This is a genomic window from Delftia sp. RIT313 (assembly GCF_000632165.1).
Lineage (GTDB): Bacteria > Pseudomonadota > Gammaproteobacteria > Burkholderiales > Burkholderiaceae_C > Comamonas > Comamonas acidovorans.
Genome location: NZ_JFYT01000101.1, coordinates 34,828 through 61,349, shown reverse-complemented (window position 1 = coordinate 61,349; position 26,522 = coordinate 34,828). Strand labels below are relative to the sequence as shown.

At 64.9% G+C, this 26,522-nt stretch carries 21 protein-coding genes; 11 read left to right on the top strand and 10 right to left on the bottom strand.

The genetic code is table 11. The features are described 5' to 3' along the window. The first annotated feature begins 5 nt into the window (after positions 1–5). Together glf and BW39_RS30705 are read left to right on the top strand one after the other, a co-directional pair. Positions 6–1,118 carry a UDP-galactopyranose mutase gene (gene glf / locus BW39_RS27455; RefSeq protein WP_442854816.1) on the top strand — a complete coding sequence of 371 codons (1,113 nt, stop codon included), beginning with the start codon at positions 6–8 and terminating at the stop codon, positions 1,116–1,118. A 99-nt stretch (positions 1,119–1,217) separates the two neighbouring features. Next, entirely contained in the window at positions 1,218–2,300 is a 1,083-nt protein-coding gene (locus tag BW39_RS30705) for a glycosyltransferase (RefSeq protein ID WP_200871551.1), read from the top strand. A gap of 15 nt (positions 2,301–2,315) precedes the next feature. Here BW39_RS30705 and BW39_RS30700 read toward each other — a convergent pair whose 3' ends face one another. The 3 genes from BW39_RS30700 to moaC form a co-directional block, all read right to left on the bottom strand. Further along, positions 2,316–3,485, bottom strand: coding sequence for a glycosyltransferase family 4 protein (locus BW39_RS30700; protein ID WP_081816304.1), 1,170 nt, complete (start codon positions 3,483–3,485; stop codon positions 2,316–2,318). A gap of 356 nt (positions 3,486–3,841) precedes the next feature. Beyond that, positions 3,842–5,167 carry a nucleotide sugar dehydrogenase gene (locus BW39_RS27445; protein ID WP_043825446.1) on the bottom strand — a complete coding sequence of 442 codons (1,326 nt, stop codon included), beginning with the start codon at positions 5,165–5,167 and terminating at the stop codon, positions 3,842–3,844. Positions 5,168–5,279: 112 nt separating this feature from the next. Next, positions 5,280–5,756, bottom strand: a complete 477-nt coding sequence (gene moaC / locus BW39_RS27440) for a cyclic pyranopterin monophosphate synthase MoaC (RefSeq protein WP_043825356.1) — start codon at positions 5,754–5,756, stop codon at positions 5,280–5,282. A 152-nt stretch (positions 5,757–5,908) separates the two neighbouring features. Here moaC and BW39_RS27435 point away from each other — a divergent pair, with 152 nt between their 5' ends. Beyond that, entirely contained in the window at positions 5,909–7,534 is a 1,626-nt protein-coding gene (locus BW39_RS27435) for a M48 family metalloprotease (RefSeq protein WP_043825355.1), read from the top strand. On the opposite strand, the gene BW39_RS27430 is transcribed toward BW39_RS27435, so the two are convergent. The 3 genes from BW39_RS27430 to BW39_RS27420 form a co-directional block, all read right to left on the bottom strand. After that, positions 7,508–7,855 carry a phage holin family protein gene (locus BW39_RS27430; RefSeq protein ID WP_012202791.1) on the bottom strand — a complete coding sequence of 116 codons (348 nt, stop codon included), beginning with the start codon at positions 7,853–7,855 and terminating at the stop codon, positions 7,508–7,510. The genes BW39_RS27435 and BW39_RS27430 overlap by 27 nt on opposite strands. 152 nt (positions 7,856–8,007) lie before the next feature. Continuing rightward, positions 8,008–8,466 carry a hypothetical protein gene (locus tag BW39_RS27425; RefSeq protein WP_013804594.1) on the bottom strand — a complete coding sequence of 153 codons (459 nt, stop codon included), beginning with the start codon at positions 8,464–8,466 and terminating at the stop codon, positions 8,008–8,010. 135 nt (positions 8,467–8,601) lie between these two features. Continuing rightward, positions 8,602–9,342: a TerC family protein gene (locus BW39_RS27420; protein WP_012202789.1), complete on the bottom strand. Its 741-nt coding sequence runs from the start codon at positions 9,340–9,342 to the stop codon at positions 8,602–8,604. Positions 9,343–9,853: 511 nt separating this feature from the next. Between BW39_RS27420 and BW39_RS27415 the strand changes: the two genes are divergently transcribed. The 3 genes from BW39_RS27415 (at position 9,854) to BW39_RS27405 (ending at position 11,417) form a co-directional block, all read left to right on the top strand. Further along, on the top strand, positions 9,854–10,285 hold the full coding sequence (locus BW39_RS27415) for a DUF3717 domain-containing protein (protein ID WP_012202788.1): 432 nt from the start codon (positions 9,854–9,856) through the stop codon (positions 10,283–10,285). A 131-nt stretch (positions 10,286–10,416) separates the two neighbouring features. Further along, complete coding sequence (locus tag BW39_RS32185) at positions 10,417–10,551, top strand: hypothetical protein (RefSeq protein ID WP_256974509.1); 135 nt, start codon at positions 10,417–10,419, stop codon at positions 10,549–10,551. Positions 10,552–10,703: 152 nt separating this feature from the next. Beyond that, the gene (locus tag BW39_RS27405) at positions 10,704–11,417 is read left to right on the top strand and encodes a hypothetical protein (protein WP_043825353.1); all 714 of its coding nucleotides are present in this window, start codon (positions 10,704–10,706) and stop codon (positions 11,415–11,417) included. A 26-nt stretch (positions 11,418–11,443) separates the two neighbouring features. On the opposite strand, the gene BW39_RS27400 is transcribed toward BW39_RS27405, so the two are convergent. Together BW39_RS27400 and purB are read right to left on the bottom strand one after the other, a co-directional pair. Then, complete coding sequence (locus BW39_RS27400) at positions 11,444–12,004, bottom strand: YaeQ family protein (RefSeq protein ID WP_012202786.1); 561 nt, start codon at positions 12,002–12,004, stop codon at positions 11,444–11,446. 104 nt (positions 12,005–12,108) lie between these two features. Then, positions 12,109–13,488, bottom strand: a complete 1,380-nt coding sequence (gene purB / locus BW39_RS27395) for an adenylosuccinate lyase (RefSeq protein WP_034389767.1) — start codon at positions 13,486–13,488, stop codon at positions 12,109–12,111. Positions 13,489–13,603: 115 nt separating this feature from the next. On the opposite strand from purB, the gene BW39_RS27390 reads away from it, so the two are divergent. Then, positions 13,604–14,224: a glutathione S-transferase family protein gene (locus BW39_RS27390; RefSeq protein WP_013804599.1), complete on the top strand. Its 621-nt coding sequence runs from the start codon at positions 13,604–13,606 to the stop codon at positions 14,222–14,224. Positions 14,225–14,598: 374 nt separating this feature from the next. Here the strand turns inward: BW39_RS27390 and glnE are convergent, their stop codons facing one another. Then, on the bottom strand, positions 14,599–17,343 hold the full coding sequence (gene glnE / locus BW39_RS27385; RefSeq protein WP_013804600.1) for a bifunctional [glutamate--ammonia ligase]-adenylyl-L-tyrosine phosphorylase/[glutamate--ammonia-ligase] adenylyltransferase: 2,745 nt from the start codon (positions 17,341–17,343) through the stop codon (positions 14,599–14,601). A 133-nt stretch (positions 17,344–17,476) separates the two neighbouring features. Between glnE and BW39_RS27380 the strand changes: the two genes are divergently transcribed. The 4 genes from BW39_RS27380 to BW39_RS27365 are packed head-to-tail and all read left to right on the top strand — an operon-like array spanning position 17,477 to position 25,176. Next, the gene (locus BW39_RS27380; protein WP_043825351.1) at positions 17,477–21,622 is read left to right on the top strand and encodes a YhdP family protein; all 4,146 of its coding nucleotides are present in this window, start codon (positions 17,477–17,479) and stop codon (positions 21,620–21,622) included. Further along, complete coding sequence (locus BW39_RS27375) at positions 21,619–22,434, top strand: carbon-nitrogen hydrolase family protein (RefSeq protein WP_043825350.1); 816 nt, start codon at positions 21,619–21,621, stop codon at positions 22,432–22,434. The genes BW39_RS27380 and BW39_RS27375 overlap by 4 nt, the downstream gene beginning before the upstream one ends. A 26-nt stretch (positions 22,435–22,460) precedes the next feature. Continuing rightward, the gene (locus BW39_RS27370; protein WP_170962152.1) at positions 22,461–24,530 is read left to right on the top strand and encodes a two-component system sensor histidine kinase NtrB; all 2,070 of its coding nucleotides are present in this window, start codon (positions 22,461–22,463) and stop codon (positions 24,528–24,530) included. A gap of 16 nt (positions 24,531–24,546) precedes the next feature. Then, positions 24,547–25,176 carry a response regulator transcription factor gene (locus tag BW39_RS27365; protein WP_012202778.1) on the top strand — a complete coding sequence of 210 codons (630 nt, stop codon included), beginning with the start codon at positions 24,547–24,549 and terminating at the stop codon, positions 25,174–25,176. A 5-nt stretch (positions 25,177–25,181) separates the two neighbouring features. Here the strand turns inward: BW39_RS27365 and BW39_RS27360 are convergent, their stop codons facing one another. Beyond that, a complete protein-coding gene (locus BW39_RS27360) occupies positions 25,182–26,456 on the bottom strand; it encodes an amino acid deaminase (RefSeq protein WP_043825345.1) in 1,275 nt (424 codons plus the stop codon). Between the last annotated feature and the right edge of the window lie 66 nt (positions 26,457–26,522).

The following is a 26,522-nucleotide window of genomic DNA, read 5'->3' as shown; positions in this document are numbered from 1 at the left end:
ATAATATGAATCAATACATCGTCGTTGGAGCCGGTTTTGCCGGATGCGTATGCGCGCGCGAATTGGCAGAAGCCGGGAAAAATATCTTGCTTTTGGAAAAGCGCCATCACACGGGAGGAAATGCACACGATGAAGAAGACGATTCAGGAATTCTTGTCCATCGCTATGGGCCACATATCTTTCATACTAATAGCGAGAAGGTTTTCCATTGGCTTTCGCAATTCACCCGATGGAGAAAATACGAACACCGTGTCCACGCCGTATTGAAGGGGAAGAGCTACCCTTTTCCCATCAACAGGGCTACCCTCAATCAACTCTATGGCTTGGAATTAAATGAGGCGGAGGCTATAGAATTTCTGAATTCCGTGCGCGAGCCACGAGATCCCATACGCACCAGCGAAGACGTAGTTCTCAATACTGTGGGGAGAGATCTCTATGAAAAGTTCTTTTTAAACTATACCCGCAAACAATGGGGTCTGGATCCATCCCAGCTCAAAGCCGCCGTTGCCGCACGCATACCCGTAAGAACCAATGACGACGACCGCTATTTTACCGATCGTTTCCAGGCCATGCCTCTCGATGGTTATGCATGTATGTTCGACAAGATACTGGACCACCCTCTTATCCAATTGAAGTTGAACACAGATTTCCTCCAGTTGCGGGCCGAGTATTATTCATCTGGCAAACCGCTTCCTCATGTCATTTACACAGGACCGGTGGATGCCTACTTCGATTACCGTTTTGGCCGACTGCCTTACCGCTCCTTGCGCTTCGAGCATGAGCATCTACCCGATATTGCACAGTTTCAACCCGTGGGGACGGTCAACCATCCCAATGAAAATTCATTCACACGGATTACGGAGTTCAAGCATCTGACAGGGCAGGATCACCCGGGGACATCCATCGTGCGAGAGTATCCTTCTGCAGAAGGGGACCCCTACTATCCCATTCCAAGCGATGAGAATGAACGCCTGTTTCAGCAGTATCAAGATTTAGTCGACATGGAGGCCAATACCAGCTTCGTGGGCCGCTTGGCGCAATATCGATACTACAACATGGATCAGGTCGTAGCTGCAGCGCTCACCACAGTTCAGGGAATTTTGCGAAGGCATGCGTAATCCTCATACCGCATCATTTTGCGGCATCAAAGGCTCTCCCATCATCGATCCATTTCGGATGTAATCGTGAAAATTGCTTTTCTCTGCAAAAGAAGGTATATGGGCAAGGATGTCATTCTTGATCGCTATGCCCGTCTCTATGAGATTCCTCATCAACTCGCACGCCTAGGAAATAGGGTCAAAGCATTTTGCTGGGCATACCAGCAGCAGGAGGAAGGCCAATGGGAACATACGATAAGTGGTGAAGGCAGTCTGCATTGGCAATCCCGGTCACTAACGCGCTCTTTACTACCGGGACTTTTTACCTACCCTCGTTGGCTTGCAAGCCAGTTAAGAGCCTTTGCCCCTGATGTCGTCATAGGTAGTTCCGACATTCCTCATGCCATCCTGGCTCAGCAAATGGGCCGTTTCCTGCAGGTGCCCTATGCGATTGACCTGTATGACAATTTTGAAGGGTTCGGACAGGCACGTATCCCTGGCATGGTGAAAGCCCTGAGGCGTTCCGTGCGCGATGCAGCCTTGGTAACCACCACCAGCGATCCACTGAGGGATCTGGTACGGCAGGGCTACCAGGCCAAAGGCGAGGTCGTGACCCTGCCCAGCAGCGTTGATCATTCTATTTTTTCCCCCCGGGACCGTCAGGCCTGCCGTCAGATGCTGGGTCTGCCTGCAGATGCTCTGCTGGTGGGTACGGCGGGTGCACTTATGGCCGAACGGGGTATAGGCGACCTTTATGCCGCTTGGCAAGCCATGCATGTACACATGCCTCGGCTGCATCTGGTGCTCGCGGGCCCGGTCGATACTGCCTTGCCTCCACCAAGCCATCCCCGTGTGCACTATCTGGGCATGCTTGCCCACGACAAAGCCGCCCTGCTTCTTGGCGCCTTGGATGTAGGTGTCATCTATCTGCGCGACACGCCTTTTGGCCGCTATTGCTTTCCCCAGAAATTCTATGAAATGAAGGCTTGTGGCCTGCCCATGGTGGCGACGGCGGTAGGTGTCATGCCGCAATTGCTCCGCGAATCGCCTCAAGCGCTCTACCCGCCGGGAGACGCAACAGCCATGGCACAAGCGCTGTCAGTCCAGCTTGCCCAGGGCCAGCAGAGCTCGGGCGACGTACCGGGTTGGGATCAGCTCATCGCGCAGATGGCAGAACATCTCCATCGAATATCGCGCCATTGATTAAGGTAGCTTTCTTCAAGATTTCAATGCGGAGGCAAGCTGCGCTCCGAACATGGGCCACGCAAATTGGCGGGCAAAATTGACTGCGCCGGAGTGCCAGGCATCAGGGCCCCGCTCCAGAGCGGCAAGTACCTCGCGGGCCAGTGCGGCATAGTCGTCCGGCGCCACGAGTGCCCCCGACTGGCCTTGTGAAACGGCGTCAACCACTCCACCTGTTGCGAACGCGATCGTGGGCACACCATGTGCGGCCGCCTCGATTGCGACCATTCCGAAGCCTTCAGGATCTCCCGGTATGCAACGTACCGGGAAAACGTGCAGGCTTGCACATTCATAGGCGGATGCCAGTTCGGAAGGATTGGTGATTACCCCCAGAAATTTCAGGTGCCGCCCAATCCCTGCCGCATCGGCCACGGCCTGAATGCTGGCCTGAGTCTGATGTGTTGCATACAGCGAACTGGCAGGCGCGTCGCCTATGACCAGCAACAATGTGTCAGGCCGTTCCCGCACGATGGCCGGCAACGCTTGTTCAACAAACTCCCGCAGACCTTTACGTGTAGTCAACCTTCCGATGGAAAGCAAAATCCTCGCATCGCCCAGACCATGACGCTTCCGGAAATCACTGAGCACGTGGCTTGGCTGAGGCTTGTGCGGCAGTTGGACCCCGGGATGCACCACGGACACACGCTGCGGATCCACGCCGATAGCCCGTGCAAGGTCGGCTGTGGGCCTGCTGTTGACGATCACGTTATCCATACGGCGGATCACCGGATGCCAGACCGCCTGATAAATGGGATGCCGAACGGCAGCGTCCAGGCCATGCAGGTAGACGCTGGCCCGAGAGCCCGCAGCACGTGCGGAGAGCCACGCCGCAGGGGCCGTCAAACCGCTGCCGGCCAGCACCCTGTCCGGCTTCCAGCTCCTGGCCACGCACAAGGCTTTGGCGGTAGAGCATGCGAGAAATTTCCATAGTGGCTGCAGCGGTACTTCCGTGCATTGCACGCCGGGAGGGCAGAGTGCGGCAGCTCCCTGAGGTCCAATCACATGTACCTCGCCGCGACCGGAAAGCTCTTGTGCCATATGCCAGTTGAGCCGCTCCATACCGCCCACCAGCGGCGGCAGATTGCGAGTCACGATCAAGAAGCGAGTGGGCCGCGATGGAGGCGTGAAATCGGGCAATGGGGACATTGCTCTCATTTTGCAGCAAACCACATCATATAGCCATGTGTGTGAACGGATTCAGGAGGTCGCCTGTACATTTCTAATATTGCTCATATATGAATTTATTGGAAGCCGCAATACCATCCAATTGCGTATCCATGCAATCGGCCTAGAGTCTCTGGATGATTCATTTTGCCCCTGAAACATCAAGGCACGTATGTACATGCCAGGAAAGAATATCCTAATTCCATGTATTCTGGAGAAAACCTGGCAGCTACCAAATGATCAATTACCAAGAGCAATACCGCAACTGCCTTCAATCCTTCAACATCCAAGAGAAATTCAGAGCCAAACTGCGTTTCAGTCATAGGAATTCATCATCCTCACGCCATGACCACGGTCTCCCCCCCTCCTTTCATCCGCCCCCTTGTGTCCACTATCAGCGATGCACTTACAAGCAGCTTTTCATAATCAAACCCGTCATGATCCGTAGCCAGCACCACACAGTCATAACTGGCAACGGCCTCCGATGTCAGCTGTATGGATTTCAGATCGAAGTAATAATCCCGCTTACGCGGAAACACCGGAACATGTGGATCACTGTATTCAACATGCGCCCCTTTGGCCTGCAACAGATCCATGATCTCCACAGCTGGGGATTCCCGTGTGTCATCGATGTTTTTCTTGTAGGCCAGCCCCAGCACCAATATACGACTCCCCTTGATGGCCTTGCCCCGTTCATTAAGTGCATCGGCGACCTTGCCCACCACCCAGTGCGGCATATAGTGGTTGATTTCACCGGCCAGTTCGATGAAGCGCGTATTTACGCCATATTCACGCGCCTTCCATGTCAGGTAGAAGGGATCGATGGGAATGCAGTGGCCGCCGAGGCCGGGGCCGGGTCGATAGGGAACAAAGCCGAAGGGCTTGGTGGCAGCTGCATCAATGACTTCATGGATATTGATGCCCATCTTGTCCGCCACGATCTTCATCTCGTTGACCAGGCCGATGTTGACGCTGCGGTGGATGTTCTCCAGCAGCTTGGTCATTTCAGCCGCCTTGGTGCTGCTCACGGGCACCATGGTCTGGATGGCATGTTGGTACAGCGCCATGCCCAGTTCCAGGCAGCAGGCAGTGCTCCCTCCGATCACCTTGGGGATGTCCTTGGTACCGTAATGTGGGTTGCCAGGATCTTCGCGCTCCGGAGAGAACACCAGAGCGCAATTGGCGCCAGGCTCCAGTCCACGGCTGCGAAGGCGCGGTGCCAGCACTTCGTCTGTCGTGCCGGGCCAGGTTGTGCTCTCCAGGCTCAGCAACTGACCTTCGCGCATGTGAGGCAGTGCCGCTTCCACCGTGTTGATGATGAAGCTCAGATCGGGCTCACGGTGAACGTTCAGGGGCGTGGGCACGCAGATGATCAGGGCATCGATTGCTTCTGTCCGTGCAAAGTCAGTGGTGGCCTCGAATCCCTGTTCAAGCGCACGTCCGATCTGCCGGGGAGTGATTCGCTCTATATAACTGCCGCCTTCGCCAAGCGTACGGACCTTGGCCTCGTCAATATCAAAGCCCACTACCTTGATGCCGACCTCGGCGAAGCGAAGGGCCAGAGGCAAGCCCACATAGCCCAGACCGTAGATACCCACGCGCACGGAGCCATGGGAGATTTTTTCCTTGAGGCGCGTAAGGGCCCCCGGGTTGCCAGCATGCATGGTGTTTCCCTCTGATTTCTTGTCGTTCTCTGTCACGGACATCCCGCGACCTTCCAGCAGTTATTGTGAACCGGCCTTTCTTGCTCTGGTACCGGCAATCGCACGACAGACGCTACTGCGCCACAAAGCTCCCCGTCTTGCCTCCGTGCTTCTCCAGCACCCTGATCCCGCCCATCACCATGCATTTGTCCACCGCCTTGCACATGTCATAGACCGTGAGCAAGGCCACCTGCACGGCTGTGAGCGCCTCCATCTCCACCCCGGTCGGACCAACGGTCTCGACGGTGGCAAGGCAGCGGACGGACGACGTTTCGGGCAACAGTTCGAAATCCACTGCCACCCGCGTCAACGCCAGCGGATGGCACAGCGGAATCAAGTCACTGGTCTTCTTGGCTGCCATGATGCCGGCGATGCGCGCAATGCCCAGTACGTCACCCTTCTTGGCGGTGCCACTCTGGATGATGGCCAGGGTGGCGGGCTGCATGGTGATGCGGCCTTCGGCGACCGCGATGCGGTGGGTTGCCGGCTTGGCGCCGACATCGACCATGTGGGCCTGGCCCTGGGCATCGAAATGGGTGAGGGAAGACATGGAAACTCCTGAAAATGCACGGGCCGGACTACGGCAGTCCTGACATGCTGGTCAGTCCTGCCATGAACGTTTGGCGAACCGAGGCATCATAGTGGGGTGTTTCACCGCCCCGTGCCGATGCACGGGCCCGGCCCCTTGGTTCTTACCTGCCCATGCGCCCATCACGCCTGAAGACACGTATCGCCGTCAGCCTGCAGCTGCTGGCGGCCTCCCTCACCATCGCAACGCATCTTCCCGCACAGGCCCAGTTGCGCCTGCCCACGCTGGGCGATGGCGCCGCCACGACGACCAGTGACGAGCGGCGCCTGGGTGACCGCATCATCCGCTCGCTGTACCGCGATCCGGACTACATCGACGATGCGGTACTGCAGGAATATGTGGAAGGCATCTGGCAGCACTTGGTAGATGCGGCACGCACGCGCGGCGAACTGTCGGACGAATTGGAAGAGCGCTTTGCCTGGGAAATCCTGCTGGGGCGGGACCGATCGGTCAACGCCTTTGCGCTGCCCGGCGGCTATCTGGGGGTGCACCTGGGCCTGATCGGCGTGGTCAGCACGCGCGACGAGTTGGCATCGGTGCTGGCACACGAGTTGAGCCACGTCACGCAGCGCCATATTGCGCGACTCATTGCCCAGCAGGGCAAGCAGACGCCGCTGATGATCGGCTCGATGATTCTGGGCGCCCTGGCCGCCAGCCGCAGCCCCGATGCCGCCATGGCCATGATGATGGGCGGCCAGGCGCTGGCCGTGCAGAACCAGTTGAATTTTTCGCGCGACATGGAGCGCGAGGCCGACCGCATGGGCTACGGGCTGATGGCGCCGGCAGGGTTCGCGCCACAGGGCTTTGTGACCATGTTCGACAAGCTGCAGCAGGCCAACCGCCTGAATGACAACGGCAGCTGGCCCTATCTGCGCAGCCATCCGCTGACCACGGAGCGCATGGCCGACATGCATTCGCGCCTGCCGCGTGGCGTTGCGCCTGCGCCAGCACCATCCCTGGAACACGTGATGATGGCCGCACGGGCCCGCGTGCTGTCGCGCCCCGGCGTGGATGTGCTGCGCCAGTGGGCCGAGCAGCCGCGCTCCACCAGCTTTGGCACCCAGTCCCCAACCCAGCAGGTGGCACAGCTATATGCCGCCACGCTGAGCGCCGTGCAATTGCGCGATTGGGCCGAAGCGCGGGAAATGTCCGGGCGGCTTCAAGTGGCAACCGCCGCAGATGCCGGCGCCCAGCGGCAGGCCAGGCTGCTGCAGGCCGAACTGGAGCTGACGGCCGGCAAGCCCGGCGCCGCGTTGCAGGCGTTGCCACCGCTCTACCTGCCGGCAGCTGCGCCTGCCCAGGCCAATCCCACGGAATCCATCCCCGCCAAGACAACGGAGAGCGGCCCCAGCCTAGCCACCGTCAATGTGGTCGAAAGCCGCGCGGTGCGCCGGCCCGAGCTGCTGATGCGCACCCAGATCCTGCTGCGCGAGCAGGGCGCCGCCAGCATGGCGGGCCCGCTGCAGACCTGGGTGACGGGCCACCCGCGTGATGCCAGCGCCTGGCAGTTGCTGGCCCAGGTGCAGCGCGCCCAGGGCCAGGAGCTGCGCGCGCTGCGCGCCGAGGCCGAGGCCCAGGTCGCGCACTACGACTACGCGGCGGCAGTCGACCGTTTCAAGGCCGCGCAGGACCTGGCCCGCAAGGGCGGGCCCAAGGTGGATTTCATTGAAGCCTCCATCGTGGACACGCGGCTGCGTGCCGTGGAGGAGCTGCTAAGGGAACAGGCGCGCGAGAAGTGATTCGATGGCCAGGCCCAGCAGCGAGTAGATGAGCGCGCCCAGCATGGCCGCCCAGAAGCCCGCGACGTGAAAGCCGCTGAGCAGGCCCGAGGCTGCCCAGAACATCAGTCCGTTGACTACGAAGAGAAACAGCCCGACCGTCACGATGGTCACGGGCAGCGTCAGCACCACGAGGATGGGGCGCAGCACCGCATTGAGCAGGCCGATGACCAGCGCCGCGATCATGGCCGAGCTGAAGCTGTTGACCTGCACGCCACCATAAAGATAGGCCACGACCAGCAGGGCACCGGCGCTGAGCAGCCATTTGATCAGGATTTTCATGCGGGCAGCATAGCAGCAGCCGGCAGATCCAGGTTGAGGCGGCGCACTGGAAACCGTGGACCGGAGAACCCCATGAAAAACGGCATCCCGTTTTTCGGGATGCCGTCCTGAAAGTGATCGCCTGATCAGAGCGGCCAGGCAGACGCCAGCCTTTAGATCATCGCTTCCTCGAACACCAGGCCCATCAGCGCGCCGATGGCCGCCAGCGTTCCCGGAAGATTCCAGCGCCGGCCCAGCGGGGCGGCAGGCGCCACGGCGGGAGCCGTGGCTTCCTGCTTGGGGCGGCGTGCATCGACGATCTGGGCCGTGCCGTGCTCCTGCTGGAGCTGGGCCACCAGTTCGGCCAGCGGGCCCTTGGCCAGCACCGGCGTGATCCTGCCAGCGCTGTCACCGAACACCGGCAGCAATTGGGCGAACAGCTTGTCCGCCCACTTGCCGCGCCAGCTTTCGCGCGCGCTGTGGCTCACCCATTTGCTGACCCGGTGGGTAATGCGCGGTGCGCAGGCCACCAGCAGCCAGTGCGAAGCCTGGGCCTGCGGCGAGGCGGCCAGGGCCTGTACCAGAGGCAGAGCGTAGGAAGCGTCATCCACGTAGACGATGATGGGGTTCAAAGCAAGTCCTTGTCGAACTGGGTTTGCGGGAGTGGGAGAGGCAGGCGGCCGGGGCCGCCCTTGCCATGGATTGTCGCGAATCGGCGCGGGCGGCCCATCGGGCCAACCCGGCGCCCACCTCAACTTTTCAGCGGATCAGGCTCCGTGGGCACCGGCCTTGGGAGCAGGACGGCGCGAAGCGATGTACTTGCCCAGTGCCAGCACCAGCAGGGCTCCGAACACGCTGGCACCGTACTTGAGCATGTCGGTCTGGGGCAGCTTGACCATCCAGTCCCACTTCTCCGTATTGGCGAAGACGGGGTCGGTGACCAGCATGCCGCCGGCAATCCAGCCCAGCAGCATGCCGCCGGCCACGATGATGATGGGGAAGCGCTCCATCAGCTTGATCACGAGCTGCGAGCCCCAGACGATGATGGGGATGGAGATCAACAGGCCCAGCACGACCAGCAGCATCTGGTGCTCGCCCGAGCTCTGGGCAGCGCCGGCGATGGCGATCACGTTGTCCACGCTCATCACCAGGTCGGCAACGATGATGGTCTTGATGGCGGCCAGCAGCTTGTCGCTGCCCTGGATATTGTCGTGGCCGTCTTCATCAGGGGCAATCAGCTTGATGCCGATCCACACCAACAGCAGTGCGCCGACGAACTTCAGGAAGGGCAGCGCCAGCAATGTCATCGCGAAGGCGATCAGGATGACGCGCAGGATGATGGCACCCGCCGTGCCCCAGATGATGCCCTTCTTGCGTTGCTCGGGCGGCAGCTTGCGGCAGGCCAGCGCGATCACGACCGCGTTGTCGCCGCCCAGCAGGATGTCGATGATGATGATTTGGCCCAGGGCCACCCAGAACGGGGCGTGAGTCAGAAAGTCCAAGTCCATAAGGTCCTCGCTGTTGAGTAAGGCCGGCGAGAACTCCTCCCTCCTGGAGAAACACCCACCGGCACAGAAAGACCGATGCAACGCCGCAGCGCCTACCCGGGCAAGGACATGCCTGGCTCAGGGGAGAACACATTGATCGACCGTCATCAGGTCCATCAAAGGTCTTGCTCGGCTGCGGTATGCACCGCAACCCGGAAGGCCGGAAGCTTGCGCTTCGTATTGACGACCATTCCGATGCCGGCACCGTGGCTTTGCAAAAACCACCCCCGCCGGCAGAGAGCTACTCCCCTTCGAACCTGTGGATTGCAACACAAAGCCGCCACGGCACGCAAGTGAAAAAACCCTTCATTTCCACGGGAAGCACAAGTCGCGCATCCCCCAGACCATTTATTCGCCTACCTCAAATGCTTCACTATCCATAGCAACCCTTGAGCCAACGGAGTGTTGCAGCCATGCCCGGCCACGCGCGGGCAGGCGTCTTATCATCGCTGTCCCTTTCCCCTGACCGTCCATGACCGCACTGCACATCACCGACATCGAAGCCGCCATCAACTACTGGCGCGAGCGCCATCCGTCCCCGGACGGCGTGCTGCTGCAGCCCGAAGTACGGGCCCTGGCCGAGGTGTACGCGCTGATGATCTTCTGGCATGAGAGCGAAGTACAGGTTGAGGGCTTTCCCTCGCACGCCATGGCGGCCTGGCTGGCCTGGTACGACACCACGCCCGATACGCCCTGCATCGCCATCTGCTCCACCAGCCAGGGCGACGAAAGATGCAAGGGCTGCGGCCGCAGCTTTGACGAAGTGCAGCTGTGGACCGCGATGGAGCCGGCACAAAAGCGGATGGTCTGGCGCAGGATCACGGCAGAGGGCGACTCCTGGCGTTTCACCCGCTATGCAGAACGTGCGGCCGAGCGCACGGACACATCGCGTGACTCTGGCTGATTGCTGGTTGATTGCCGGCTGATCTGCCGGATACCGCACCGGACCAGTGCGATGTTGCAGACGGCCTAACATCGGCCGCCATGCTGCAGACCGCCGCTTACCGCCACAGCCACCTCTGCCTCCGCCTTTGCTTGCGCCTCACGGCACGTGATGCGGGCGAGACGCGCGTGCCGGCCGGCAAGGCCTGGCCCGCCACGGCCACGCGCCTGCGCGAGCGTGATGCGGCACGGCTGAACATCGGCCCCCGACAGGCCGCACGGTCTTGATGCGCTGCCCTGCGCGGAACCGGGCAGCGTCGCTTCACTGAATCCGCTCTTCTTGCGCCGCCTTCATCCTGAAGCCTGAAGGCGGATGGATTTTCACGCGTCTGCCCGGCCACAAGGCCAGCAGACGGCCAGCCGACGAAGCGAGCCCTGCCGTGACCTGTCTAGCCCTTGCCCCAGCCGGACCCTCTTTTGCCGCCCCCTCTTTTTCCACGCTCTTGCGCCATCTGCGCCATCTGAGCGATACCGTGGCGCATCGCGCCCTGCCCCGCTGCGCGCCACGCCACGTCACCGAGCTGCGCATCGACGTGATGCAGCCGCTGGTGGAGGGCGAGCTCGAAGCCATTCACGAGCGCCTGTACCAGCCCGGCAACAAGCTCCATGGCCTGGAGCGCCGCCCGTTGCACGACCCGCAGTTCCAGCTGCACTGGCGTGAAGCCGACGGCGAATGGTTTGCCTACGTGGAAGACATGGAGCGGCGCTGCCTGGCCGGCTACACGGTGTTCAATCGCCTGGTCGAGGTGGACAAGCGCACCGACCGCCGCGTGCGCTCGCCGCATTCGCGCTTTGCTCCGGACTACCAGCGGCGCGGCATTGCCAGCGCCGTGTATCGCAGCGTGCTGGACAAAGGCACCTGCCTGGTCAGCGGCGCACGCCAGTCGCCGGGCGCCCACGGCCTGTGGAACCATCTGGCGCGAAGCTATGACGGCCAATATGTGGGCATTGCGGACAGCAAGTCGCTCATCCATCTGGGCCGCAACGTGCCGGACGATGTCATGGACCGCCTGTCCACGCGCCGCATGCTGCTGGGCGCGGGCTGGACCGTGGAGTCCTTCTCCCAGGCCGTCCGGATGCAGTTGCCGGGTTGAAACGGGGGACTTGAGCGGGAGCCCGTTTACTTCCAGCGCAGCGGCTCGATGAAGACCGTGCCCAGGTTGCTGCTGAGCGTCAGCGCGCCTTCCTGGATGGTGGCCTGCAGCTGCATGCTGCGCTCGGCCAGCTCCGCCAGGGATTGGGATGTTTCGGAGGGAATGCGCCAGACCTGCAGCTTGTTCAGCCGCGCCAGCTTGCCCTCCAGGCCCTTCCACCAGACCTCGGCCGCATGGTGGAAGGCGTAGAGCACCACCGCATCGGATTTGTTGCAGGCCTTGGCGATGGGCTTTTCCTCGGGCTGGCCGACCTCGATCCACAGGCGCTTGGCGCCCGTGAAGTCGGTCAGCGAGACATCGGGGTCTTCGGGATCGGACAGGCCTGCGCCAAACGCCAGCGTGCCGTCGCCCTTGCACATGTCATTGAGCTGGTGTGCATTGAGGGCCAGGGCCACCAGGCGCACCATCATGCGTTCGTCCGTCTCGCTGGGATGGCGCGCCAGGGTCAGCGCATGGTCGGCGTAGTAGCCGTGGTCGATGTCGGCGATGGACAGGTTCGCCTTGAAGATGGTGGATTTGAGGGCCATGAGACAGAACCTATCAAAAACAAGAGCTGCCGCAGCAAGCCTGTGCTTGCATCGGCAGCCCTGAATGGTTGAAGCGCGCCCTTCATGGCGCGGCAAAGGATGGATTAGACGCGGCGGGCCAGCTCGGCCGCCTTGCCCACATAGGAGGCAGGCGTCATGGCCAGCAGGCGGTCCTTGTCGGCCTGGGGGATTTCCAGGCCGTTGATCAGGCGGTGCAGGTCTTCGGCCTGCACGGTCTTGCCGCGCGTGACTTCCTTGAGCTTTTCGTAGGCGCCCTGCACGCCGTAGCGGCGCATGACGGTCTGGATGGGCTCGGCAAGGACTTCCCAGGCGTGATCCAGGTCTTCCTGCAGGCGCTCTTCGTTGAGTTCGAGCTTGTTCAGGCCCGTCATCAGCGAGCTGTAGGCCAGCGTGGCATAGCCCATGGCCACGCCGATGTTGCGCAGCACGGTGGAGTCGGTCAGGTCGCGCTGCCAGCGCGAGATGGGCAGCTTTTCGGCCAGGTGCTTGAGCAGGGCGTTGGCCAGGCCCAGATTGCCTTCGGCGTTCTCGAAGTCGATGGGGTTGACCTTGTGCGGCATGGTGGACGAGCCGATCTCGCCGGCCTTCAGGCGCTGCTTGAAGTAGCCCAGGGACACATAGCCCCAGACATCGCGCGAGAAGTCGATGAGGATGGTGTTGGCGCGCGCGATGGCGTCGAACAGCTCGGCCATATAGTCATGCGGCTCGATCTGGATCGAGTAGGGCTGGAAGCTCAGGCCCAGGCCCTGGGGCTCGGGCGACTCGATCACCTTCTTGCTGAAGGCTTCCCAGTCGAACTCGGGCCAGGCCGACAGATGGGCGTTGTAATTGCCGACGGCGCCATTCATCTTGGCCAGGAGCTTGACCTCGGCGATGCGGGCAGAGGCCTTTTCCAGGCGCACCAGCACGTTGGCGATTTCCTTGCCCACGGTGGTGGGGCTCGCGGTCTGGCCGTGCGTGCGGCTGAGCATGGGCACGGCCGCGTAGGCGTGGGCCATCTCGCGCAGCTTGGCGGTGATGCCCGTCAAGGCCGGCAGCAGCACGCTGTCACGACCGGCGCGCAGTTGCAGCGCATGGCTGGTGTTGTTGATGTCTTCGCTGGTGCAGGCGAAATGCACGAATTCAGCGGCCTTGAGCAGCTCGGGACGGCCGTCGAACTTGCCCTTGATCCAGTACTCCACGGCCTTGACGTCGTGGTTGGTGGTCTTTTCGATGTCCTTGATGGCCACGGCATCGGCCTCGGAGAAGTTCTTCACCAGATCCTGCAGATAGACGCGGGCGCCTTCGGTCAGGGGCTTGAACTCGGCAAAGCCGGCGTCCGACAGGGCGATGAACCAGGTCACCTCCACCTGCACGCGGCGGTGCATGTATCCCATCTCGCTCATGATCGGGCGCAGAGGAGACAGTTTGGCGGCGTAGCGGCCGTCGAGCGGGGACAGGGCGGAGATGTGCGGCAGATTCATGGGCCGTGATTGTAGGTGCGCGCGGCAAAAACGGGGGCTGTAGGGGGAGATCGCCGGGCAGCGCATAGAATCGGCTGCCCGCCCATGGGCCGCCTCTTCGCCACGGAAAACAGCCATGAAACTGATAGGTTCCTCCACCAGCGCCTACGTACGCAAGGTACGCGTCGTACTGGCCGAGAAAAGGCTCGACTATCAGTTCGTCGAGGAAAACCCCTGGAGCCGCGAGCTGTCGCCGGGCACCGGCAACCCGCTGGGCAAGGTGCCGCGCCTGGTCATGGACGGCAGCGATGCCATGTTCGACTCGCGCGTGATCGTCGAATATCTGGACACACTTTCCCCGGTAGGCAAGCTGATCCCCGGCACAGGCCGCGAGCGTGCCGAGATCAAGACCTGGGAAGCCCTGGCCGATGGCGTGCTGGACGCCGGAGCCCTGGCCCGCCTCGAAGCCACCTGGGATGGCCGCAGCGAGGAGCAGCGTTGCCAGGCCTGGATAGACCGCCAGCTGGCCAAGGTGCGCGCCGCACTGAACGTGATGTCCCAGGGCCTGGGCGACAAGCCCTATTGCTGCGGCATCCACTTCACCCTGGCCGACGTGTGCGTGGGCTGTGCCCTGGGCTGGCTGGACTTTCGCTTTCCCGAACTGGACTGGCGCGCCGACCACCCCAATCTGGCCACCTTGCAGGCCAAGCTGGCGGAACGCGCCAGCTTTGCGGCCACACGCCCGCCCCAGCCCTGAAAACGGGTCACCCCCGCAACGACAACTGCAGCTGCAGCAGCAACAAAAAAGGCCACCCGATGGGTGGCCTTTTTGCTGGCATAAAAAAGTTGCGAAGCATCCCGAAACGAATAAAGAGAGGGAGGGAGGAGAAGCGCTTCGGGCGGAACAGTTCAGGACTGTGGCCCCAGAGGCTTCGCAACGTGAAATTCGGTCTGGATACCCTCTCTCGTCAACCTGTCCAATAGATGAGCTACTTTTGCAGAAGTTCCAGGGGTCGGGGGCGGGAAAAATGTAACATTTTGACGAGGAGCGTCATTCTGCTGTAGGCCGTGTTCGATGGATGCTGACGGGACGGCGTCGGCCAGGGCCGACCACCCTCCCTCCCCGCACCCTCACACCAGAGCGGCCCCCGTGAAAACAGCTTCCCACAGGGCCTTGACCGGCGCGCTGAGCGGTTCGGCCTGGCCGGGCACCAATTGGGCTGTTCGCTCGTCCAGCCGCGCCACGTGCTGCAGGCGGCGCAGTTCACGGTAGGCCCGGGCGGCCTGCTGGCCCACGCCTGCAGGCAGCAGGCCCGCCTCTTCCGCACGCTGCAGCAGCGCGATGTTGCCAAGATTGGCCATCAGCCCCGGATGCAGGGCCGATTGCGAGAGAACCAGGTACTGGACGGCGAACTCCACATCGACCATGCCGCCGGGGCTGTGCTTGACGTCGAAGAGGCCGCCGCGCACCGGATGCGCACTGCGCACGCGTTCGCGCATGGCCACGATCTCGTCGCGCAGGGCCGCGGCGTCGCGCGGTGCGGTGATCACGGCCTCGCGCACGGCGTCGAAGCGGGCTTGCAGATCGTCGCTGCCCAGCACGAAGCGCGCCCGCGTCATGGCCTGGTGCTCCCAGGTCCATGCCGTGTTGCTGCCGCGCTGCTGCTGGTAGTTGGCATAGGAGGCAAAGCTGGTCACCAGCAGGCCGGAGTTGCCGTTGGGGCGCAGCGCGGTGTCGATCTCGAACAGATCGCCCTCGCCCGTCTTGACGGCCAGCCAGTTGATGAGCTTGCGCACAAAGGCGGCATAGATCTCGGAGGCGTGCTCGTCGTCATCATCGAAGACGAAGACGATGTCCAGGTCGCTGCCGTAGCCCAGTTCCTTGCCGCCGAGCTTGCCGTAGCCAATGATGGCGAACTGCGGCGACTCGCGGTGGCGGTTCTTGAGCCGGCTCCAGCACCAGCTGGCCGTCACGCGCAGCACGCAGTCGGCCAGCGCACTGAGGTCGTCCGCCACCTGCTCGACCGTGATGCGGCCCTCGATATCACGCGCCAGCGTGCGAAAGACCTCGGCATGGTGGGCGCGGCGCAGCAGGTTCAGCAGGGTTTCGTCGTCGTCCTCGCCCGTGGTCTGCAGCGCGGCCAGGCGCAGGGCCAGCTCATGCTCGAAATCCATGGGAGAGAAGCGCTCGCCCAGCATGGCGTCGTTGGCCAGCTCGTCGATCACGCCCGGGTGCTGTTGCAGATAGCGCGCGGGCCAGCGCGCCGCGCCCAGCAGGTCCAGCAGCCGCTCGTGCACGGCAGGGCGCTCCAGCAGCAGGGCCAGATAGCTTTCGCGGCGCAGCAGCGGCTCCAGCCAGTTCAGAAAGCGCACTGCGGCGTCTTCGGGCACGCTGCGCTCGGCCACCCATTGCGCCGTGCGCTGCACAAGGCGGAACAGCCGGCTGCGCGCCTCGTCGCGCAGGTTGGCGATGCGGGCGTTGCCGCGCCAGTCGGCCACGTGGGCGGCCAGGGCGGGCGGCAACTGCTCCATGAGTCCATCGATCTCGCGCGGCGTTCCTCCCTGGGCAGGGCTGCGGGCGCCGTTGCAGCGGCCCGCGCTGCATTGCGGCGGAGCCGAGCCGCCGAGCAGGGTGTCGAACTCCTCGGCCACCTTTTCACGGTGGGCGTCGAACTGGTGCAGGAAGGCGCAGGTATCGGCAAAGCCCATGGTGCGCGCAATCCATTCGAGGTCGTCATCGCGCGTGGGCAGCACATGGGTCTGCTGGTCGTCCAGGTACTGGATGCGGTGCTCGACACGGCGCAAAAAGGTATAGGCCGCGCCCAGGGCGTCGGCCACTTCCTGGCTCATGAGGCCGGCGCGCGCCAGGCGCCCCAGCGCCTCCAGCGTGGGGCGGCAGCGCAGCTCGGGGAACTGGCCGCCACGCACCACCTGCAGCAATTGCACGGTGAATTCGATCTCGCGGATACCGCCGCGCGAGAGCTTGACGTCATTGGAGCGGCCGGGATGGCCAGCGCTGCGCCGCGCCGCATGCTCGCGGATCTGGCGGTGCAGCGAACGCAGCGCATCGAAGACCGCGTAATCCAGATAGCGGCGAAAGACGAAGGGCAGGACCACGGCGCGCAGCGCCTGCACCTGCGTGGAGCGCACGCTGTCCATGGGCGCAACCACCCGGCTCTTGAGCCAGGCGAAGCGCTCCCACTCGCGGCCATGGGTCTGCAGATACTCTTCCAGCGAGGCCAGCGAGACAGCCGACGGCCCCGAGTTGCCGTTGGGCCGCAGCGCCAGGTCCACGCGGAACACGAATCCGTGCTCGGTGGTGTCGCCGATCAGGCCATAGATGCCTTTGACAACGCGCGCGAAGTACTCATGGTTGGAGAGAACGCCGCGCCCGTCAGGCAGGCCGGCCGTGTCGCCGTCCTGTTCGTAGACGTAGATCAGGTCGATGTCGCTGGAGACATTGAGCTCGCGCGCGCCCAGCTTGCCCATGCCGATGATCCACAGCTGCACGGGCCGGCCCTCGGGGCCTTGCGGTGCGCCATGGCGCGCATCGAGTTCGGCGCGCACCTGGATGCAGGCGCGCTCCAGCGCCAGCTCGGCCAGCTCGGTCACGGCCCGCGTGACCACGGCCAGCGGCGCCTGCTGCTCGCAGTCGAGCACCATGGTGCGCTCCATGACCAGCTGGCGCAGCACGCGCAGCGCGGCCGACAGGTCCAGCCCGCGCTCCAGCAGCGCCGCCAGGGCCTGCTCCATGGAGGCGCGCTCGGGCGGGCCCGGCGGCAACAGGCTCAACTCGTCGCCATAGCGACGATGCAGCCGTTGGTGGAAACGGGAATAGGCGGCCTGTGCGGGGACATTCAAGGCCGTGTCTGCCATTGCGTGCTCTGAGGATTGCATACGGAACGCGAAAGAAGCGGCCACTCACGCGCAGAGGGATCGCAGCAACCCTTGGTTACCGTCCGGCCCCTGAGGGTGCCGGTCATAATTCCCGTCATAGCTGATGCCGCCGATGATCGAACCGAAACCGCACCCCACACGCCTGACCCGTTGGATGGCCGGCCTTGCGCGGTGGTCACTGGGGCTGGTCCTGGCCTTCTGGCTGGTCCTGGGCTCCGTGTGGGGGGTGCTCCATGGCTGGATTGTGCCGCGAATCGGCGAATGGCGTCCTCAGCTGGAATCCCTGGCCTCACGCACGCTGGGCCTACCCGTGCGCATAGGCAGCATCACGGCCCGCAGCGAGGGACTGGTCCCCCGGTTCGAGCTGGGCGACGTGGTGGTCGAAGACCCAGAACACTCCGCGGACGCCCTGCGCCTGCCCAGCGTGGTGGTAGCCGTTTCGGCCCGCTCGCTGATGCGCCTGGGCGTGGAGCAGATCTATATCGACCGCCCCGAACTCGTGGTCCGCCGCGCGGCCGATGGCCGTGTCTTCGTGGCCGGCATCGAGATCAGCCCTTCATCGGGCGGGGACAATGCCGCCGCCGACTGGCTGTTTTCCCAGACCGAGCTGGCCCTGCGCGGCGGCAGCCTGCTGTGGGTGGACGAGCTGCGCCAGGCACCGCCGCTGGCCTTGCGCGATGTGGATCTGGTGCTGCGCAACAAGGGCTGGAGCCACGGAATCCGCCTGGATGCCACGCCGCCCGAAGGCTGGGGCGAGCGCTTCATGCTCGCCGGTCTGTTCCGCGAGCCGCTGCTGTCCACGCACGAGGGCAACTGGCAGCGCTGGAGCGGACAGGCCCATGCGATGTTCACGCAGATCGACCTGTCCCGGCTCGGGCAGTACATGGACACGTCCGACCTGCGCCTGCAGCAGGGCCGGGGCGCACTGCGCGCCTGGATCGACCTGCGCCAGGGCCAGCCCGTGGGTGCCATGGCCGATGTGGCGGTGAATGCCCTGCAACTGCAGTGGCGCGAGAACCTGGAGCCGCTGCAACTGCAGGCGCTGACGGGCCGGCTGAGCGTGCAGCACCAGGACGGCTGGCGCTTCGCCGCGCAGAACCTGGAGTTCTCCACGGGTGACGGCCTGCACTGGCCTGCCGGCAACCTGCGCGCGCGCTACAACCCTGCGGGCGCCAGCACGCAGGGGGCGCTGGGCGAGCAGGGCGAGTTCCAGGCCGATGGCATTGACCTGGCCATCCTTGCCCAGTTGGGCCAGCGCCTGCCGCTGCCCGAGCAGCTGCAGCGCCATCTGGCCGACATGGCCCCGGCCGGCCAACTGCGCCAGTTCCAGACAAGCTGGCGCGGCCCGCTGCAGGCTGTGCAGCAGTACAAGGCCAGCGGCGAGCTGCAGCAGCTGTCGATCGACGGAGTGGCATCGTCCGAAGGCCCCACGAAGCCGGGCATGCCCGGCATCAAGGGCCTGAACGCGCGCTTCTCGCTGGACCAGGACGGCGGACAGGCGCAGCTGGAGATGGAGGGCACGGGGCAGCAGCCGGCCGCTCTGTCCTTTCCTGGCGTCTTCGAGGAACCCGAGATCCCGCTGCACCGCCTGCAGGCCAGCCTGCGCTGGCAGTTGCGCGGACAGGCCATCAGCGTGCAGGTGCCCAGCCTGCGCTTTGCCAATGACGACACCGAAGGCGAGGCCCGTGCGCAGTGGCACACCGGCGACGGCAGCGACAAGCACCCGCGCTTTCCGGGCGTGCTGGACCTGCAGGGCCAGTTGCGCAACGCAGACGGCACGCGCGTGCACCGCTACCTGCCGCTGGAAATCCCTGCCGATGCGCGCCACTACGTGCGAGAGGCCATCCACGCCGGGCGCGCAAGCACGGTGAACTTCAAGGTGCGCGGCCACCTGGACCACGTGCCGGCCGAAAAGCCCAGCCAGGGCGAGTTCCATATCGCTGCCAAGCTGCATGACGTGCACTATGAATATGTGCCGCCCCATCTGCTCACGCATGGCGAGGCGCCCTGGCCGGCCCTGGTGGATCTGTCGGGCGAGCTGGTCTTTGACCGTTCATCGATGGCCGTGCGCAATGCACGCGGCGAGTTCGCGGGCTACCCGCAGCTGCAGATGCGCGACATCCAGGCCAGCATTCCCAACCTGGGCCACACCGAGGTGGCCGTGACCGCCAAGGGCCAGGGCCCGCTGGCCGACATGCTGGGCGTGGTCAAGACCTCGGCCCTGTCGGCACTGACCGGGCACGTGCTGGACGGCAGCGAGGCCACGGGCGCCGCGCAACTGGCCCTGCAGCTGCAATTGCCCATCGACCATCTGGACCGCAGCAAGGTGTCTGGACAGGTCACGCTGGCGGGCAACTCACTGCAGCTCGATGATCAGACGCCCCATCTGAGCCAGCTGCGCGGGGCCGTCAAGTTCTCAGAAACCGGCTTCTCGCTGGCCGGCCTGCAGGCGCGCGCGCTGGGCGGTGAGCTGCGCGCCGATGGCGGCATGCAGGCGCTGGCGCGCAATGCGCCGGCCACCGAATCGTCCGTCAAAGTGCGCGTGCAGGGCACGGCCACGGCACAGGGGCTGCGCGATGCCAGGGAACTGGGCTGGGTGGCCGACCTGGCCCGCCATGCCGAGGGCCAGTCGCCCTATTCGCTGCTGCTGAAGGTGCGGCGCGGAACACCCGAAATCCAGGTCCAGTCCAGCCTGCAAGGCATGCGCATCAACTTGCCCGCCCCGCTGGGCAAGGCGGCGGAGTCCATCCAGCCATTGAACGTGAGCCACCAGCTCGCACCCGCCAGCTTCACCTCGCCCGATGCCCCGCTGCGCGACCAGATCAGCGTGCAACTGGGCGATACGGGCTCGGTGTTCTATGAGCGCGACATCAGTGGCAAGCACAGCCGTGTGCTGCACGGCAGCATCCTCATCGGCCAGGAAGCGGGCACGGCCTCCACTTCGGGCCAGGGCGTGCAGGCCCACGTGCAGCTGCCGCTCTTCAATCTCGACGACTGGCTGGCACTGGCACCGCAGTCCAGCGGCGCCAAGCCGGAGCCCGCCGATGCCGCGGACCCTGCTCGCGAATACCTCCCCGACCGGCTGACCCTGCGCGTCAAGCAACTGCAGGCCAAGGGGCGGCAGCTGCACGACGTGGTGGCGGGCATCTCGCGCGATGGCGGCTCGTGGCACAGCAACCTCGCCTCCCAGGAGCTTGACGGCTACGTGGGCTTTCGCGAAGGCACGGATGCCCAGCCCGAAGGGCAGCTGGTGGCCCGGCTGTCGCGCCTGACGGTGCCCGAGGCCAAATCCGACCGCGTGGACGCCCTGTTCAGCGAGGGGCCGCGCCAGCTGCCGGCCCTGCAGATCGTGGTGGACGACATGCACCTGTCAGGCCACGCCCTGGGCCGCCTGGAAGTGGAGGCCCGCAACCGCCCCGTTCCCGGCGATGCGGCGGCGCGCGAATGGCAGTTGTCGCGCTTCAACATCGCCACGCCCGAGGCCACGCTGACGGCCAGCGGCCAGTGGCGCCTGCCCCAGGGCCAGTCCGAGCACCCGGGGCGCAGCCAGTTGCAGTTCCAGCTGGACCTGCGCGACGTGGGCAAGCTGCTCACGCGCTTCGATATGCCCGGCGTGGTGGGCAACGGCAAGGGCGTGCTGCAGGGATCGGCGGGCTGGACGGGCTCGCCCATCACGCCCGACTTCCGCAGCCTCTCTGGCTCCATGCACCTGGATGTGCAGACCGGCCAGTTCCTCAAGGCCGAGCCGGGCCTGGCCAAGCTGCTGAGCGTGCTCAGCCTGCAGGCGCTGCCCCGCCGGCTGACCCTGGATTTCCGCGATGTATTCAGCAACGGCTTCGCCTTCGACTTCATGCGCGGCGACGTGCAGATCACCGACGGCGTGGCGCGCACCAACAACATGCAGATGAAGGGCGTCAACGCCGCCGTGCTGATGGAGGGCACGGCCGACCTGGTCCAGGAGACGCAGAATCTGCATGTGGTGGTGGTGCCCGAGATCAATGCCATGACGGCCTCCCTGGTGGCCACGGCCATCAACCCCGTGGTCGGCCTGGGCAGCTTCCTGGCGCAGGTGCTGCTGCGCGGCCCGCTGATCGCGGCGGCCACCAAGGAATTCCGCATCGACGGCAGCTGGGACGAGCCCCAGGTCACGGCCCTGCCGCGGCGCCGGGCCACGACACCCTCCGATCCTGCCGCCAACAGCCCCGCCAGCACGCCCTCCGGCGCCACCGAGCCCGCTTCTTCAGGAGAGAACCCATGAAAATCGCAGCCCTGCAAATGGTGTCGGAACCCGATGTGCGCGCCAACCTCGACCAGGCGCTGGCACTGCTGCGCCAGGCGCGCGACCAGGGGGCCGAACTCGCGGCCCTGCCCGAGTATTTCTGCGCCATGGGCCTGCGCGACACCGACAAGCTGGCCTACCGCGAGAGCTTCGGCGCAGGCCCCATCCAGGACTTCCTGCGCCGCGCCGCGCGCGAGCTGCAGCTGTGGATCGTCGGCGGCACCCTGCCCCTGGTGGCCGATGACGATGCCCATGTGCTCAACAGCTCCCTGGTGTTCTCGCCCCAGGGCGAATGCGTGGCGCGCTACGACAAGATCCACCTGTTCCACTACGACAACGGACGCGAGCGCTACACGGAAGCCGCCGTGGTCCAGGCGGGTCACACGCCCGTGACCTGCGACATCACCTCGCGCGAGGGCGAGACCTGGCGCCTGGGTCTGAGCGTGTGCTACGACCTGCGTTTTCCCGAGCTGTACCGCCGCCTTGCCGAGCAGGGCGCCGACCTGCTGCTGGTGCCCGCCGCCTTCACCCACATCACGGGTCTGGCGCACTGGGAAGTGCTGCTGCGCGCCCGCGCCATTGAAAACCAGGCCTACCTGCTGGCGCCCGCCCAGGGCGGCCACCATGAAAACGGCCGCCGTACCTGGGGCCACAGCCTGCTGGCCGATCCCTGGGGCATGGTGCTAGCGCAGCAGGCCGAGGGTGCCGGCGTGGTGCTGGGCGAGATCACGCGCGAGCGTCTGGCGCATGTGCGCCGCCAGCTGCCGGCCCTGGAGCACCGCGTCCTGTGAATCCAACGCACCCGCCCATGTCGCCGATGTCGCCCATGCCCGAAGGCCGCTGGCCCTGGCGCCGCTGGCGCACGGCCTGGCGCCGCTGGTCGCTGTGGAGCCTGCTGGTCGCCCTGGTCCTGAGCATGCTCGTCACCATGGTCTGGCTGGCCGGGCGCTACGAGGCCTCCCAGGTCCAGGACAAGCTGGAGCGCGACACGGCCAATGCCGTGGCCGACATACGCGCAGCGCTCAACCGCAACCTGCAGGACCTGCAGGCGCTGAACGCGCCCGACAACGAGCCCGCCGAATGGAAGACCCGCGCCGCCGAGCTGCTGCAGGTGCGCCGCGAGCTGATGCGCATCGAGTGGCGCGACGCGGGCCTGCAGATCCGCTCCCATGCCGAGACCCCCTATCGCAACGTGCAGTGGGAAGACCAGCTGCGCACGAACAACACCCACCCCGAGGCCGTGCTGACCTGCACGCACGCGCGCCGCCTCAACGGCCCCGCCTACTCGCCCAGCTACTTCCAGCTGCTGGCCGAGGGCCTGGGCACGGAGATGATGGAGGTCTGCCTGCCGCTGACGCAAAGCGGCCACATCATCGGCTTCGTCATCGGCACCTACAGCCTGCAAAGCCTGCTGATCACCCAGGTCAGCAAGAACCTGCCGCGCACCCAGGAAGTGTCCTTCACCGAGCCCGACGGCACGCGCCTGGCCCTGCTGGGCGCCTCCTGGCGCGGCACGCGCATGTTCACGGCGCAGCAGCTGCTGGACCTGCCCGGCAGCACCCTGGTGCTGCGCATGGACAGCTGGCACCGCGCGCCCAGCGTGTTCCCCAACGTGCTCACGGCCCTGGTGACGCTGATGTCCATCGCCCTGGTCTCCGTGGTCGCCGTGCTGGTGCGCGACAACCGGCGCCGCCTGCGTGCCGAGCGCGACCTGGGCGATGCGCTGGCCTTTCGCAAGGCCATGGAGGACTCGCTGGTCACGGGCCTGCGCGCGCGCGACCTGCAGGGCCGCATCAGCTATGTGAATCCGGCCTTCTGCAACATGGTGGGCTTCACGGCCGAGGAACTGCTGGGCCTGAGCATCGCGCCCTACTGGCCGCCCGAGCGCGCCGAAATCTACGCGCGCCGGCGCGACAACCGCCTGTCCGGCAACGCACCGCCGCCGCGCGAGGGCCACGAAAGCATCTTCATGCGCAAGGACGGCACACGCATTCCGGTGCTGATCTTCGAGGCGCCGTTGATCAACGCCCAGGGCCAGCACACGGGCTGGATGAGCGCCTTCATCGACATCAGCGAGCAAAAGCGCATGGAAGAGATCTCGCGCGCCTCGCAGGAGCGCCTGCAGGCCACGGCACGCCTGGCCACCGTGGGCGAAATGGCGTCGCTGCTCAGCCATGAACTCACCCAGCCGCTGGTGGCCATCTCCAGCTACGCCACGGGATCGCTGAACATGCTGGGCAGCGACGACGGTGCGGCAGGCAGCGCCGGCAACGAAGCCCATCTGCGCCAGCAGTTGCAGGACTTGCGCATGGCCATGGAGCGCATCAGCTTCCAGGCCGACCGTGCAGGCCGCGTGATCAAGAGCGTGCGCGACTTCGTGCGGCGGCGCGACCAGTCACGCGAAGTCATAGGTGCCGCCGAACTCATAGACGCCGTGCTGCCGCTGGTCAGCCTGCAGGCGCGCAACCTGGGCGTGCGCGTGACCACCGATATCGAGCCCGGCCTGTCGCCCGTGCTCTGCGATCCGACCATGATCGAGCAGGTGCTGCTCAACCTGGCGCGCAACGGCATGCAGGCCATGGACTCGCCCGAGACCGTGGACCGCGAACTGCAGTTGCGCGTGCGGCGTGCGGCCGCCAGCACGCGCCGCAGCTGGGTGGAATTCGCCGTCATCGACTGCGGCAGCGGGATCCCCAAGCATGTGGCGGAGCAGTTGTTCACGCCCTTCTTCACCACGCGCAACGAGGGCATGGGCCTGGGCCTGAGCCTGTGCCGCACCGTGGTCGAACAGCATGGCGGCCACCTGCAGCACAGCCCGCACAGCCCGCGCGGAACCGTCTTCGCCTTCACGCTGCCGACCCACAACCCGGCACAGGTGGAACCATAGATGGAACAATAGGCCCATGGAACCTGTACCCGACGCCACCGTCTACATCGTCGATGACGACACCGATGTACGCGAAGCGCTGGCCTGGCTGCTGCGCTCGCGCCGCCTGCTCAGCGAATGCTATGACAGCGCAGAGGCCTTCGACGCCATGCTGCAGTCGCGCCCGCCACCACGCAATCCCTGCTGCCTGCTGCTGGACATGCGCATGGGCGGCATGAGCGGGCTGGCGCTGTTCAACCTCATGCTGGAGCGCAACCAGATCGCGGGCATGCCCGTGATCTTCCTGACCGGCCATGCCGACGTACCCACGGCTGTGGACACGGTCAAGCGCGGCGCCTTCGATTTTTGCGAGAAGCCCTTTTCGGACAACGCGCTCGTGGACCGCATCGAGCAGGCGCTGGAACTGTCAGCCCAGCACCAGGCCGAGACCCGCGCGCGCGAGGCCGTGCGTGCACGCTTCAACGAACTGACGGAGCGCGAGCGCGACGTGATGCGGCTGGTGGTGGAGGGCATTCCCAACAAGCTCATCGCCGACCAGCTGGACATCAGCGTGCGCACCGTCGAAGTCCACCGCGCGCGCGTCTTCGACAAGATGCAGGTCAAGTCGGCCGTGGAACTGGCCAACCTGCTGCGCACGCACGGCTGACGTCTTCAGAAATACGTGGCGATCACATCCACCACGTCGTAGCCATCGTTGACGACGGCCATCTGCCGCCATTTGTCGAAGGTCAGGCAGGGGTGGGAGATATCGAATGCCAGCATGTCGCCGACGCACAGGCCATCGTCCTCGGCCACCTTCAGGAAAGCATGCTGGTCCATCATGGCCGTGACCTCCCAATGGGGCGGTGCGGCCACCGGCGCGGCATCACCGGGGCGGTAGCGCAGCGCGGGCCGGGGCGGCACGGCCTCGAAGGCGGTATCGCGCTTGCCCAGCGCCACGATGGCGCGGCCAGGCTCGGGCAGTGACTGCACATAGGCCCAGACCTGCAGCGCAGGCAGCAGGCTGGCACGCATCTGCTGCGCCACGGGGTTGGTCTGGTCGATGCGCTGCTGCGCTGCCTGGTAGATGCCCGCGTCATGCGTGAGATAGCAGCCGGGGCGCAGCACCAGATCCAGCGCTCCCCCTATATCGGCCGTGCCGAATTCCTGGGCCACCACGTCGTACCAGGCCGAGCCGGCCCCCGTGAGCACGGCCGGGCTGCGCTGCAATCGTCCATCGCTTGCGAGCCGCTCAAGCCAGAGAACGGCGCGCCGCAGCAGGGCGCGGATGGCATCCTCTTCCTTGAGCACGCCCTCGTAGACCTCGATGCCGGCCAGTTGCACGGCCGCGCCAGCCCTTGCCAGCGCGTCCAGCAGCGGCTGCATCTGCGCATCGGAGCGCACACCCGTGCGCCCGCCGGGCGGGCCCAGCTCGATCAGCACCTGCACGGACTGGCCCGCCGCGCCAAAGAAGGCCGCCAGTTGCTCGACCTGCTCGGCGCAGTCCACCAGGCAGAAGAACTCGAAACCGGGATCGGCCAGCAGCTCGGCCACGGCGGCCATATTGCGCCGTCCGATCAGCTGGTTGGCCATGAGCACGCGGCGCACGCCGTGGGCATGGGCCACGCGTGTCTGCTGGGCGGTCGCCAAGGTGATGCCCCAGGCGCCCGCATCGATCTGCTGGCGAAACAGGCGGGGCGCCATGGTCGTCTTGCCGTGGGGCGCGAGCTTGGCGCCGTAGGCGTCCACAAAGCGCTGCATCCAGGCCAGGTTGTGCGCCAGGCGCGACTGCGAGAGCACGGCGGCCGGCAGGCCCAGATCCTCGCGCAGCAGGTTCCAGCCCTGTGCTGCGGCGTCCTGCGGCGCGCAGGGCGCCGGCAGCGCACCCAGGCCCTTGTCGAGCGGGCTGACCACGTCGGCCATGCCTGCTGTGCTTGCTTCACTCATACGACTCCCCATTGATGGATGGGTGCCAGCATAGGGCAAGGCAGGTGGCCGCCCACGCAAAAACGC

What these genes read in the sequence shown, in the direction of transcription:
- glf (WP_442854816.1), top strand. Translation starts at nt 6, where the DNA reads ATGAATCAATACATCGTCGTTGGAGCCGGTTTTGCCGGATGCGTATGC.
- BW39_RS30705 (WP_200871551.1), top strand. Translation starts at nt 1,218, where the DNA reads ATGGGCAAGGATGTCATTCTTGATCGCTATGCCCGTCTCTATGAGATT.
- BW39_RS30700 (WP_081816304.1), bottom strand. Translation starts at nt 3,485, where the DNA reads ATGTCCCCATTGCCCGATTTCACGCCTCCATCGCGGCCCACTCGCTTC.
- BW39_RS27445 (WP_043825446.1), bottom strand. Translation starts at nt 5,167, where the DNA reads ATGCATGCTGGCAACCCGGGGGCCCTTACGCGCCTCAAGGAAAAAATC.
- moaC (WP_043825356.1), bottom strand. Translation starts at nt 5,756, where the DNA reads ATGTCTTCCCTCACCCATTTCGATGCCCAGGGCCAGGCCCACATGGTC.
- BW39_RS27435 (WP_043825355.1), top strand. Translation starts at nt 5,909, where the DNA reads ATGCGCCCATCACGCCTGAAGACACGTATCGCCGTCAGCCTGCAGCTG.
- BW39_RS27430 (WP_012202791.1), bottom strand. Translation starts at nt 7,855, where the DNA reads ATGAAAATCCTGATCAAATGGCTGCTCAGCGCCGGTGCCCTGCTGGTC.
- BW39_RS27420 (WP_012202789.1), bottom strand. Translation starts at nt 9,342, where the DNA reads ATGGACTTGGACTTTCTGACTCACGCCCCGTTCTGGGTGGCCCTGGGC.
- BW39_RS27415 (WP_012202788.1), top strand. Translation starts at nt 9,854, where the DNA reads ATGACCGCACTGCACATCACCGACATCGAAGCCGCCATCAACTACTGG.
- BW39_RS27400 (WP_012202786.1), bottom strand. Translation starts at nt 12,004, where the DNA reads ATGGCCCTCAAATCCACCATCTTCAAGGCGAACCTGTCCATCGCCGAC.
- purB (WP_034389767.1), bottom strand. Translation starts at nt 13,488, where the DNA reads ATGAATCTGCCGCACATCTCCGCCCTGTCCCCGCTCGACGGCCGCTAC.
- BW39_RS27390 (WP_013804599.1), top strand. Translation starts at nt 13,604, where the DNA reads ATGAAACTGATAGGTTCCTCCACCAGCGCCTACGTACGCAAGGTACGC.
- glnE (WP_013804600.1), bottom strand. Translation starts at nt 17,343, where the DNA reads ATGGCAGACACGGCCTTGAATGTCCCCGCACAGGCCGCCTATTCCCGT.
- BW39_RS27380 (WP_043825351.1), top strand. Translation starts at nt 17,477, where the DNA reads ATGATCGAACCGAAACCGCACCCCACACGCCTGACCCGTTGGATGGCC.
- BW39_RS27375 (WP_043825350.1), top strand. Translation starts at nt 21,619, where the DNA reads ATGAAAATCGCAGCCCTGCAAATGGTGTCGGAACCCGATGTGCGCGCC.
- BW39_RS27370 (WP_170962152.1), top strand. Translation starts at nt 22,461, where the DNA reads ATGTCGCCCATGCCCGAAGGCCGCTGGCCCTGGCGCCGCTGGCGCACG.
- BW39_RS27365 (WP_012202778.1), top strand. Translation starts at nt 24,547, where the DNA reads ATGGAACCTGTACCCGACGCCACCGTCTACATCGTCGATGACGACACC.
- BW39_RS27360 (WP_043825345.1), bottom strand. Translation starts at nt 26,456, where the DNA reads ATGAGTGAAGCAAGCACAGCAGGCATGGCCGACGTGGTCAGCCCGCTC.